We start from the raw sequence: 12,132 nt of genomic DNA on the forward strand, positions 1-12,132 counted from the left end.
ACGGTAAAACCGAAGACAATAACAAGCCGATCTTATAGCCAGTATCTGTCCGCCGACATCGTCGATGTAAACCTGGGGAAAATCCCTTTGCGGAACAAAGTTTGTTTGTCACTTCCTTTATTTCAAAAACCTCGCGGTTTTACTTCTTGTCTGAAAGTTTGGACTCAGCCCGTACCGCTTCCATCTGTGCATCACCGGGATAGAGTTCTATTTGATCGAGACAATATCCGCAGTACAAGATACTTGCTGCATCTCATCGACTCCAATCCATCACGATAAAAAGCAAAAATAGGAGTTTCGCAACACCGTCCCGTGTCACCGGCTTGTATTATACTTATAAATCATTATATATGCCAATTTGTGGATTATTCCTGCAGGAATCGTCTCGCGGCAGTGGAAGATTTTATATAGGCGGATGTATTAACGGGGAAAGCAGTGATGCCATACCAATGAAAACAGTTGCCGTTCTTCAATCTAACTACATTCCTTGGAAGGGTTATTTTGATATTATCCACGATGTTGATGAATTTGTCTTTTATGATGATGTGCAATTTACAAAAAACGACTGGCGGAACCGAAACAAAATTAAGACTCCCAAAGGAACAAAATGGTTAACGATTCCGGTAGGTGCTTCTCTTAACCGTCTTATTTTTGAGGTGGATTTGCCGAATAAGAAGTGGGCATCCGACCATTACAAAACCCTTGAACAGTTCTATTCAAAAGCGCCTTTTTACAGAAAATACAAAGACTTCCTCGGTTTTGTTTATCTGGAAAGCGAATGGACCACTTTGTCCGAATTAAACCAATACCTTATTAAAACTGTTTCAACCGACTTTCTTGGGATTACCGTAGTGTTCAAAGACTCGCGAGAACTGCAGACTGAAGGGAAAAAATTGGACCGATTACTTGACTTGCTTGGGAAAACAAACGCAGACATTTATATTTCCGGACCAAATGCAGCCGCTTATATTGACCAAGATAAATTTGCACAGTCAAACATTCAGTTAGTATATAAAGATTACTCCGGTTACCCCGAATACGAACAGTTTTTTCCTCCGTTCGATCATTACGTTTCGATTTTCGATTTGCTTTTTCACACCGGACCGGATGCTCCCTACTATATTTGGGGATGGAGAGAATCAGGCCAGCATGGTAAAGGATGAGCTTTTTTGAAAAAAATTCTTGTGTACGGCTCGAAAGATTTTGCTCTTGTCGTAAAGCATCTGGTTCATGACTGCCACCTGGATTTTGCAGGGTTTATCGACGATTATTATCCTGGCACCCATGTAATAGGCACATTTGATGAAATTGCAAAACATTGTTCTCCTGATGAATATTCCATTGTGATTGCGATCGGATACAACAATTTGGAAGCAAGGTGGAAGATTTACGAAAAAGTGGTGGCTCACGGTTTTGAGGTTCCAAAACTTGTTCATCCGACCGCGCTTATAAGTGGGTCCAGCCAGATACATAAGGGTGCAATCGTCATGATGGGGGCCATTGCGGACATGAATTCAGAGATCCATGAACTTGCGGTCCTATGGCCCGGAGTGGTTGTTAGTCATGACAGCGTGATACAAGAGAATACGTTTCTTTCGCCCAACTCTACCGTTTGTGGTTTTGTAACTGTTGGTAAACATTCTTTCATTGGTGCCGGGGCGGTTATAGCGGATCACACGTTAGTTCCGTCAAACTCTTTTATTAAAGCGAATTCAGTATTTCATAAAAAAAGTATCAAGTCTAGTGATGGGAGGTAACCACTATAATTGACTTTACCCAATTTCGTCAAATTTCGGAACTCGAAATCGATGAACATGTCTACAACATGGAGACAAGGGGTTACAGTTTGTTCCCCGATTTTCTCGACGCCAAGACCTGCGAAAAACTAAAAGAATTGTTGGAAATTGCCTTGGCCAATTATAAACCCCTGGGTCCGGAAAGAAGTATTCTCGACAAATATCTTTTGCACGACTTGCTTTGCCAGAATCTTATGTTCGGAAAGCTTCTCGAAGACCCCAGAATTCAGAGGATATTGTCTCCTTTGCTTGGTGACTATTGGATCATGTATGCTTTCACCTCATCCTCACTTCCTCCGCACGGGACAAACTATGGAAGCCGTATCCATGTGGACAGTCCAAGATTTATACCGACTTACCCTACGAATATCGGGATTATCTGGGCTCTTGATGAATTTACCGCCGAAAATGGAGGCACGGAGCTGTTACCGGGCTCTCATCACAGTGCTGTGGTGCCAACACCGGAACTCTTTGAAAAGAACTGTGTGCAGATTACCTGTCAACTAGGCTCTATACTGGTCTTCAACGCGAGAGTGTGGCATCGGGCAGGAGTGAACAAGACTGAAAATTGGCGTCATTCACTAACAATGAATGCTTGCCGCCCCTATATGAAACAAAGGTTAGATTGGGTTCGAATGATTCCTTCTGAGATATCGAATCAGTTAAACGATCAGGCAAGGCGCATCATCGGTTTTGATACCCGTTTACCAACCAGTATGGAAGAGTTTTTTGCCGAAGATGATAAAAGGCTATATAAGTCGGGTCAAGAATAATCCTTTCCAACCAAAACTGCGTAATAAGGGAGTTATTAAAATGCGTTCTGAAATTATAAAAGCAAACATTGAGGTTCACACCATTATGGCCTCGTCCTATAATAACGAGCCTCATTTCAGGCCCGAAAACAAATCCAAAGTGCGCGACATGTTGTTAAAAATTAGAGAAAGAGGGGGATCAAAACTTCTCGATATCGGATGCGGCACCGGTTTTATTATTGACTTGGCAAAAGATTTGTTTACAGAGATTCATGGGGTTGATGTAACCCAAGCTATGTTGGACCAAGTGGATATCTCAAATGGTTATATTACCTTGCATAATACTCCTGCGGAAAAACTTCCTTTTGATGATAATTTCTTCGATGTGGTAACTGCGTATTCATTTATTCACCACGTTGAGGATTACCGTGTGATTTTAAAAGAAGCATTTCGCGTTCTAAAGCCGGGCGGAGTTTTTTATATAGATCTCGAACCAAATAAAATGTTTTGGCAAGCCATAAGTGAACTTGAAGCGAATATACAAATCAAAGAGGAAAATCTGTCCGATATCGTAAAGAGGGAAATTTCCTCCGTACTTCACACGGATTCAGTTGTTGAGCAAGAGTTTGGAATCGATAAAGACACATTTAACAAAGCCGAATATATTAAATCGATCCTCGGAGGTATAGATCCGTATGAATTTGAAAATGAATGTTTCAAAACCGGTTATAGAGAATGCGAAGTGAGTTTCCAATGGTTTTTGGGACAAGGAGCCGTCATGCATGGACAATCGTTTGAGGCAGCACAATCGATTGCGGAATACCTAAATAAAATTTCTCCGTTGGCCAACCATCTCTTCAAATACTTGCGATTTATTTTAGTCAAATAAGGCCGCAAAAAAGCGTAGGCTTGTACTTGTAACCTACGCTTCTCCCTTTCGTTTCAAAAATTGTTCTTCCGCTTTTGCAAAAAAGTCGCGAAGTTCCTTCACTGTCTTCTCAAAACTGAATTCTTTGTGGAGACGCTCCTTCATCAATTGCCCTCTGCTGGCATAATAAGTTTTATCTTTCTGCAATCGCTGCAATTCGTTCTTATATGCCTCCAAATCGCTGAAACTGTCCTCTTTGCCAACAAACAGCGCAACATGACTTCCTTGCATCGTAAGCACTGGGATTCCCTCATTCATCGCCATGGCTCCGCTGTATCCTCCCCCTTGGCGGAGAGGATCCACATAAACGTCGGAAATGCGATACAAGGCAGGCAGATCGTCTTCATATTCAATGAATATAATTTTCTTTTGGTCAAGCAATTCCTGATGGTCATCGTGTATTAATGGAAGCTCAGTCTGTCCGCAGATCACCCACTTTGCTTGTGCTTGCTCATACAGGTACCCCGTCAACATATCAATAAAATCTTGTCCGAGTTCGGTATTCAACCGGTTTCCCACCGTTACCATAACAAAGTCCTGTTCTTCCAAACCATAATCTTTTCGTTCCTTATGCCCATACGATACGGGAAATACGGTGCCGACACTATGCCTGCAATAGAGGCGCTCCTTATTAATTCCGTATCTCCTGTATTCAGTCTGGGTTTTTTCCGTATCAGCACCGCCCAGATACAGATCGGCATGTTCGGACTGTGTGATGTCGCCAAGTGAAAGATGAATGATCGGGTAGTAGTTGTAAAGGATGTTCCCGGGCAGCGTTACCCCATTTCCGATCACCAGTAGGACTTCAGGTTCAAAGTCAATAATCGCTTCTATATCTTCACGTAATCTGTTTGTCCGATCTTTCGCGGGATCTGAGTAATAAATATCAACTCCGAATCCGTTTAAGAACTCTTGGTGCACGGATTCACACAGTTTGGATTGAAAAGAGTAATACATATGGGGAAAAATATACTCTTCATTACTGAACAGAAAAAAATCCTCGACAAATATTTTTATCTCATATTCAGGGCAGTACTGCCGCAAGTGTGTTGCATAATTCAAAGTCAATAACGTTGGAGAGTGCAAACGTTCCAACAGTTGTCCGACTAGAATTGCAATCCGTTTTGGCTTACGTGAAACGGATCCGGGTAGCATCAGACGATCGCGGTAATATTCGGTTAAGCGGTTCAATTCTTTAATCATATCTACAATAAAGTTGTCATATGTACGTATATGATCCTTACTTTTGTAAAACAACAGATTGATCAGGAACGCATAATGGTAAGGCAGATATTCTTCATCCTTCAATAATACGTTCATCATTTTCTCCAACAAATTGCTATCAAGATGTAACTTCACAAGCAGAGACATAAAGTATACTCGTTCGCCGAAATCCGAATTAGTTTCCAAGCATTCGGTAATTTGCCGGTAGACCTTCTCTTTCACTTCTGCATTCATGGTACAAATATGATCAAACAGTTGATGGATTACCTTTGTTTTTGTATTAATGTCTACTCCGTCCATCCTGTAAATGAACAAACAAAAGTAAGCGGCAAACTCATGATTTGCATCAAGCAATTGAAAAAATCGTTCGTTTATTTCAAGCTTACTTTCTTGAAACTGCGCTGAAAATCTGACAGTTTCATAATTAGCCGGTTGGGGATGCAAAGAGCTTTCAAATGTAAACTCTTCAAATTGATACTGGTACGTTTTACACACAAACGCTTTTGACGAAGAACTATGATACTCGAAATTCTCAAAATCACGAAAATAGATATAACGGTTGTTGCATAACAAATACGGTGCCATCGCTCTGTAATTTGCAGAGGTCATGGTAAGATAAATTTTCCCACTTAGCTGCTCATTCTCAATACTGTTAAACATGTATAACTGTCTGTAAAACTGACCATGCTCCATTTCTCTGACGCTTGAAAGAGGCGCTTCTTGATCAATAAAATAAACAAAATCATTTACCAACCCATTATAACAACGATACCACGCAAACACGCATTCCCATATATTTGATAACAGAACGACACGAGTGGCAATCTCCTTTTCTTGTTCCAGAACATACTGGACAAGGGATGGTAGGATCGGGATTGACAATTCATTTTTCTCATCATTAAACAAATGGATTGTATAATTCTTTTCTTCAAATCTTGACAAGATGTCTTGAAAATCATCCTGATTTCTGAGATCCGATATAATAGCGATCACAATCTTTTTGCACATTATGATTCTCCTGTAAAAAATTGATAGATGATTTTTATGATATAAGAAACTTTCTCAGATTCTAAGTTATAAAATAGAGGCAAGCGCAAGAGCCTCTCACTCTCTCTTGTCGTATACCGGTCTTCCCCGTGGAATCGGCCGAATTTAATTCCTGCATGGGTACTGTGCAAAGGCACATAATGGAATACACTCTTGCAATTGTTCTTTAGGAGATAATCAATTAACGCCGTTCTTTCTTCCAGATTTTTTGCCTTGATATAGAACATATGTCCATTATGTTCGCATCCTTCTGGAACAACAGGCAGATCTATATATCCTTGTTCTGCCAACGGGAGCAACCCCGTATAATATTGGTTCCACAAATCAAGTCTCTTCCGATTGATTTCCGAAGCCATTTCCAATTGAGCATACAAGTAAGCGGCATTCAGCTCACTGGGCAAATAGGACGAGCCTATGTCTACCCAACTGTACTTGTCGATCTCCCCTCTGAAAAACACTGTACGGTTTGTACCCTTTTCACGAAGTATTTCGGCCCTCTGTATGTATTCGTTATCGTGCAAAACAATGGCGCCGCCCTCCCCGCAATTATAGTTCTTCGTTTCATGGAAACTGTAACACCCCATGTCTCCAATTGTCCCTAAAGCTTTCCCTTTATATCTACTCATGACCGCTTGGGCCGCATCCTCAATCACAAGCAAACCATACCGCTTTGCAAGAGAGAGAATTGTGTCCATTTCACAGCTCACACCGGCGTAGTGTACAGGTACTATCGCTTTTGTCCTGTTTGTAATTGCGTCTTCTACGACTTTTTCATCCATGTTCATGGTGTCCGGGCGAATGTCGACAAACACAATTGTAGCACCTCGCAAGACAAAAGCATTAGCAGTAGATACGAAAGTATAGGAAGGCATTATGATTTCGTCACCTTCCCGTATATCCGCCAAAAGAGCGGCCATCTCCAGCGCATGCGTACAGGAAGTAGTAAGCAGGACTTTGGGACATTGAAACCTTTCCTCAAACCACTTGCTGCACTTTTGGGTAAACTCCCCATCACCCGATAATTTTTGGTTCTTTACTGCTTCGGAAAGATAATCTGTTTCCCGTCCGGTTACAGCAGGCAGATTAAAAGGTATCAAGTGAGTTCCCTCCGCTCCGATATCTCTCAGCATAATTCGACATTAAAACTTTGGATGCCTGCAATCATTGACAAATAAAGCAAAAACTAACTCTAGCGCTATTTACACGAAAATACAGCTGAATATTATGAAAATATATAGCCTGTGTTGGACTTTCACCAAACATTCCACCAAATGGTTTTCCTTCAAAAAAAGAGGAGTAAAACATATCCAAACGGACATACTTTACCCCAATTTTTACATAATGTTGAACATTGTTAGCAAATTTTGCTCAGCATAGCCCTTTTATCGTTGTTCTTAGGGATCTAACTCACTGAGTAGAAACCATGCTCTTTTGTGTGATGATACATAGAAATTTTTTGAGATTACTTACCGGTTAGACGTTCCTGTAATGACAACAAATAGCTTTGCACTTGATCTGTCAGTTCTTCACGGTCTAAAGCGAATTCAATGTTAGCCTGCAGGTACCCAAACTTATCCCCAATATCGTAGCGGTTTCCTTCAATTGCGTATGCATACACCTGTTGAGAGTGAACCAGTGCATCAATCGCATCCGTTAATTGAATTTCCCCTCCTACACCCGGTTGCATTGTTTCTAGATAAGAGAAAATTTTCCAATCCAGTATATATCGGCCAATAATGGCCAGGTTTGACGGGGGGTTGGAGATCGGTTTTTCCACTACATGTTGAACACGATAGGTTCTGTCTGTGATTTGCTCTGGCTGAATGATTCCATATCGCCTTGTTTCTTCCGGCTTTACCTGCTGAACGCCGAGTACACTGCCGCCGGTTTGATTGTACGTGTCGATCAATTGTCCGATAGCCGGTTTTTGATGTCTTACGATGTCATCACCCAGCAGAACGGCAAACGTTTCTTGTCCGATAAAGTTTTTCGCGCAAAGAATGGCATGGCCTAACCCAAGCGCTTCCTTTTGCCGGATATAATGGATATTTGCCATGTCGGAAATTTGCCGAATCTCTTCCAGGAGGGATTGTTGATCCTTGTCTTCCAACAGAAGTTCCAATTCGATGGAACGGTCAAAATGGTCCTCAATGGCCCGTTTGTTGCGGCCCGTAATAATTAAAATGTCTTCAATACCGGCTGCCGCCGCTTCTTCAATAATGTATTGAATCGTCGGTTTATCGACAATCGGCAGCATTTCTTTCGGTTGTGCTTTCGTGGCGGGAAGAAAACGGGTTCCCAATCCTGCTGCCGGTATTACAGCTTTTCGAATCATAACCAAACACCCTTCACTATAAATTCAACTTCAACATATTCGATGAACATTACTAAAAATCCTGTTTTCCCTTCCCATTTTTAAGATACCACATCCGGTTCCGATAGACGGACTTCGAAACGAACTTTATTTTTGGGGGTGTGACTTTTGACACTTTAAGAAAAATAAATTCACTACTCGGGACCCATGATCGGAACAGCGGGTTGCGGTATATTGTAAAGGTACAAGCCTGTTCTTTTTAGATTTGGCGATTACCAAAAAAGTAATTAGGAAGGTGGACACATATGAAAAAACTTCTGGCTTGGGCCACAGGATTGGTCCTTGCAGCCTCCATCCCTGTAGTCAACAATGCAGCTTTTGCAAAAGAAAAATGGGGCGGGTTCAGGGAACGATCTGATCAAACGGTGATTGATTCTTCGCTGAAGCAACATTCTCAACAAACCGAGTTTCCTTCTTTGGCAACGGAGCACTCAGATAATGAAGAGTCTGATCATGAAAATAATGATCATAAAGATTTTAGTGATGAAGATCAGGGGCAGCAACAGTCTGATCAAACCGTTGCTCAGTCAGTGTATCGCAAACACGCAAAATCGAATCATGGAATTGAGCACGCCATTGAAAGTTTGCTGAAAGCTCGTCAGGATGGGAAGGGTGCAGCAAGCGACGATGCTTTGGATGCTGTTATCGAGAAACTGAAAGCTCGCCTGGTGGAAGATGGCGAAGCAAACACGAAAGAAGAGGCACAGCAGCAAGTGGAAGCTACGCTAGGCCAACAAGTGGACAATGGCACAGCGGATGAGCAGACTGTTGAGGTTCTTGTAACTGCCAAAATGCAGGATAATAAGTTGTCGGAAGCAAGGCATGATTTGGAAAAAGCCCTTCGCCACAATGCGCAATCCGATAAGCTTTATAAATTGTTAAGCAAGGTATTGAAACAGCAAGGCGATACTCAGAACGCAAAAGTATATGTACAGGGTCAACCGCTGCAAACGGATGTAAAACCGATTATTAAAGAAGGAAGAACTCTTGTGCCGGTTGCCGTGATCGTAAAATCGTTGGGGGCAAATGTGAACTGGGACCCGGACAGCAGGACGGTCACGATCAACAAGGGAAATGTCAAAATTGAACTTCCGATTGGCGAACCGACAGTGACAGTCAACGGACAAAAGCAGACAATTGATACGGCGGCTGAAATTACGGAAGGCCGGACGGTGGTGCCGCTGCGCTTCTTATCCGAGATTTTAAAACAAAAAGTGGTATATGATCCGGAAACGAAGCTGATTACCGTAACCGATCCGAATACAACAACGGATAACACAACACAAACTTCAGCAGGCAGCAGTTCCACTGCATCTCAGGTACAGTAAAAAGATAGCCGATACCCACCGTGATTGGATGGGTATCGGTTTTTTCTTTACGCATCGGGAAACAGCTTTTTCAGGTCCCTCTTTAAAAGATCACTGACCGATACTTGTGGACGAATTGTCTGGATCATTTTTTCTGCCTCGTCTATCGTTCGGGCCTTGCCAAGTTTTAATAATACGCCGATCGCCACGCTGCCAGCGCGGTTTTTTCCGCCAGCTCAATGAAAGCCGATTTTTTTTCCGGATCGATTTGCGTCCACAATGGTATCGATTGCTCGCTTCAAAGACTCGGTTTGGTCTGTGGCTCCGTCTGTCAGTGGTATATGTACCCGCTGAACATCCGAATCTGAAACAGTCAAAAAAGGAGCTTCTACGCGAAGATCTACGATCAGATCAACCTGTTCGTTTTCGACCATCGATTCGGTATCGAAAGCACCACCGATAAAAATCCCGTGCAGCAGTTCCTGATACTCTTTCCTTCTCATTCGTTTTTCTTCCTTCCCTTTGGATTCACGGCTATCTCTACTATATCAAAGATGCGGTGCAATACGGGGGAGGAACTCGTAGGGGCACGTCGAATTCATTAGCAACAGAATAATCAGGCTGATCGTTTGTCTGATCTATGTCTGCAGTTCACCGTTCTACAAAAAGGGGGAGAGAGCATGGGGCAATCGCTTTCATCGAGAAGAGCTTGGGCTGCTGCGGTGATCATTGCCGTTACAGTTCCAATCGCAGGGGTATTGGAACCAGATGCCGCATTAGCGAAACAGCCAGATGGCCTACAGCAGCAGTTTCAAGTATCAGCGAACGAAGCCTCTTTGTTGCAGATATACGATCTTTTGCGCGATCAGCACTGGCCGCAACCAAATGAGAAAGATTTGTTAAATGGGGCTATCAAGGGAATGCTGGAAACGCTTGATGATCCGTATACCCAATATATGACGGCGGAAGAGTATCAAAACTTTGTGCGTCAGGTCAACCAAAGTTATGACGGAATCGGTATCCGTGTAGGGGAAGGGACAAACGGTTTCCACGTGGAAGCTGTGTTTCCGTCCTCTCCTGCAGAATCTGCCGGTTTGCATGTGGGAGACCGGATTGTGGCGGTTAACGGCAAATCGACATTTGGATTGACAGTGGACCAGGTGTCGGGTAATTTGCGGGGGGCGGCAGGATCGTCAATCACCTTGCAGGTGGAACGCGATGATAAGCCGTCCTTTACGGTAACCCTTACCCGAAAGCCGATTTCGTTGCCGACTCTGACGTCCCGGATTTTAGATCAAAAAACAGGCTATATACATCTTCTGACATTTGGTGGGAATGAAGACAAGGATTTTGGCAGTGCGCTAACCGATCTGCAGAAGAAGGGGATCGATTCCCTGATACTGGATCTCAGAGGCAACGGGGGAGGCCTGATTGATTCGGCGATACGGATCGCGGACCGATTTTTGGATGGCGGATTGATTACCCGTATAAAAACCCGTATAGGAGAGGAAGAGATCACGGCTCAACCAGGAAGTCTTAAGATGCCTTTGGTCATTCTTGTCGATGCGGATACAGCCAGCGCTTCGGAATTGTTGGCGGGAGCGCTACAAACGCAAAAACGTGCCAAATTGATTGGGCAAAAAACGTTTGGCAAAGGTGTGGTGCAAACGGTGGTTCCTACCGCAAACGGAGATGTTTTGAAGCTCACTTTTGCCCAGTATTACTTTGCTGACGGTTCGTCTCCAAACAAATTGGGTCTGCAGCCGGATGTGGTGGTTGCCAGTCCGGCGCTGCAATTGGTCACTGCTTTAGAAACGCTTCATCCGTCAAAAATCAGAAGTGTAAAATTCGATCTGGACAATCAGAAAACGTATGTGAACCATTGGGAAGTTCCCCAACAAACAGTTGTACAACGACCAGACGGTCAAGTCTTTCTGCCGCTTCGTTTTCTTGTGGAGGCGTTCGGTTCAGAAGTGAACTGGAAACCGGAAGGGGACGAATCCTTCCAATATAACAACCGTTATGTAGAATTGTCTGCGTCGGACGGTACGCTAACTGTCAACGGACAGGTCATGGATTTGCCGCAACCGTTTCTCGCAAAAGATGGAATTACTTTTATTTCTCTGGATGCTGTAAAAGCCGTTCTGCAACCCGATCAAGTCAGGCAAAGCGACCGCCTGATCGAGATGGAAGTCGGCGGAACCTCGTTATAATCTGATAAATTGGAAAGGGTTCGCGTTCACGCAAGAACCAGAAGCTCATTGAAGGTATGAAGCGGGTGGAAAGCCATCGGAAACCGCACTCAACCGCCATTTCGTGTAAGGCCGACAAGTGGTTTGTCAGTATCACGGTGGACACCAGAGACGCGCCGCCAATGTGCGAAAGCCAGGCTATCGTCGGTGCGGATTTAGGTGTCAATCGTCTTGCCGCCTTATCGGACGGGACGAGGGTGTCGATACGCGAGTGGACATGCTCTGAGTGCGGAACCCATCATGATCGGGACTTGAATGCTGCAAGGAATCTGATGAAATTGGCCGTGAGTTCCACGGTGACAGCCTGTGGAGAGGAAGGCTCTGGCATGTTCCAATCGGATCGTGTGAAACCGGCCTCTGCGAAGCAGGAACTCAATGTCAAAACTGCCTATGCGTAGATTTGAATAAGTTTGAAGGGACGGCCTGAAACTGTAGTATAGTGATAGCAGCAA

General features: G+C 43.5%; 11 protein-coding genes. 7 read left to right on the top strand and 4 right to left on the bottom strand.

Annotation, left to right across the window (positions count from 1 at the left end; genetic code table 11):
- Positions 1-449: 449 nt before the first annotated feature.
- The 4 genes from skT53_RS14385 (at position 450) to skT53_RS14400 (ending at position 3,437) form a co-directional block, all read left to right on the top strand.
- On the top strand, positions 450-1,163 hold the full coding sequence (locus tag skT53_RS14385) for a WbqC family protein (protein ID WP_200758236.1): 714 nt from the start codon (positions 450-452) through the stop codon (positions 1,161-1,163).
- 6 nt (positions 1,164-1,169) lie between these two features.
- Complete coding sequence (locus tag skT53_RS14390; protein WP_200758238.1) at positions 1,170-1,757, top strand: PglD-related sugar-binding protein; 588 nt, start codon at positions 1,170-1,172, stop codon at positions 1,755-1,757.
- A gap of 68 nt (positions 1,758-1,825) precedes the next feature.
- A complete protein-coding gene (locus tag skT53_RS14395; protein ID WP_226375230.1) occupies positions 1,826-2,569 on the top strand; it encodes a phytanoyl-CoA dioxygenase family protein in 744 nt (247 codons plus the stop codon).
- 40 nt (positions 2,570-2,609) lie between these two features.
- The gene (locus tag skT53_RS14400; RefSeq protein ID WP_200758241.1) at positions 2,610-3,437 is read left to right on the top strand and encodes a class I SAM-dependent methyltransferase; all 828 of its coding nucleotides are present in this window, start codon (positions 2,610-2,612) and stop codon (positions 3,435-3,437) included.
- 33 nt (positions 3,438-3,470) lie between these two features.
- Here skT53_RS14400 and skT53_RS14405 read toward each other — a convergent pair whose 3' ends face one another.
- The 3 genes from skT53_RS14405 to galU form a co-directional block, all read right to left on the bottom strand.
- Positions 3,471-5,708: a glycosyltransferase gene (locus skT53_RS14405; protein ID WP_200758243.1), complete on the bottom strand. Its 2,238-nt coding sequence runs from the start codon at positions 5,706-5,708 to the stop codon at positions 3,471-3,473.
- Positions 5,708-6,844 (bottom strand): dTDP-4-amino-4,6-dideoxygalactose transaminase, encoded by a 1,137-nt coding sequence (gene rffA / locus skT53_RS14410; protein ID WP_200758245.1) that lies wholly within the window; start codon positions 6,842-6,844, stop codon positions 5,708-5,710. The genes skT53_RS14405 and rffA overlap by 1 nt, the downstream gene beginning before the upstream one ends.
- Before the next feature lie 365 nt (positions 6,845-7,209).
- Entirely contained in the window at positions 7,210-8,082 is an 873-nt protein-coding gene (galU, locus tag skT53_RS14415) for a UTP--glucose-1-phosphate uridylyltransferase GalU (protein WP_318978563.1), read from the bottom strand.
- 284 nt (positions 8,083-8,366) lie between these two features.
- Between galU and skT53_RS14420 the strand changes: the two genes are divergently transcribed.
- On the top strand, positions 8,367-9,449 hold the full coding sequence (locus skT53_RS14420; RefSeq protein WP_200758249.1) for a copper amine oxidase N-terminal domain-containing protein: 1,083 nt from the start codon (positions 8,367-8,369) through the stop codon (positions 9,447-9,449).
- A 215-nt stretch (positions 9,450-9,664) separates the two neighbouring features.
- On the opposite strand, the gene skT53_RS18595 is transcribed toward skT53_RS14420, so the two are convergent.
- Complete coding sequence (locus skT53_RS18595; protein WP_226375231.1) at positions 9,665-9,931, bottom strand: hypothetical protein; 267 nt, start codon at positions 9,929-9,931, stop codon at positions 9,665-9,667.
- 177 nt (positions 9,932-10,108) lie between these two features.
- On the opposite strand from skT53_RS18595, the gene skT53_RS14430 reads away from it, so the two are divergent.
- Positions 10,109-11,641 (top strand): S41 family peptidase, encoded by a 1,533-nt coding sequence (locus skT53_RS14430; RefSeq protein WP_200758253.1) that lies wholly within the window; start codon positions 10,109-10,111, stop codon positions 11,639-11,641.
- Positions 11,642-11,706: 65 nt separating this feature from the next.
- Entirely contained in the window at positions 11,707-12,078 is a 372-nt protein-coding gene (locus skT53_RS14435; protein WP_200758255.1) for a zinc ribbon domain-containing protein, read from the top strand.
- Positions 12,079-12,132 lie beyond the last annotated feature (54 nt).

Origin of the sequence: Effusibacillus dendaii (assembly GCF_015097055.1) — a bacterium.
GTDB classification, from domain to species: domain Bacteria; phylum Bacillota; class Bacilli; order Tumebacillales; family Effusibacillaceae; genus Effusibacillus; species Effusibacillus dendaii.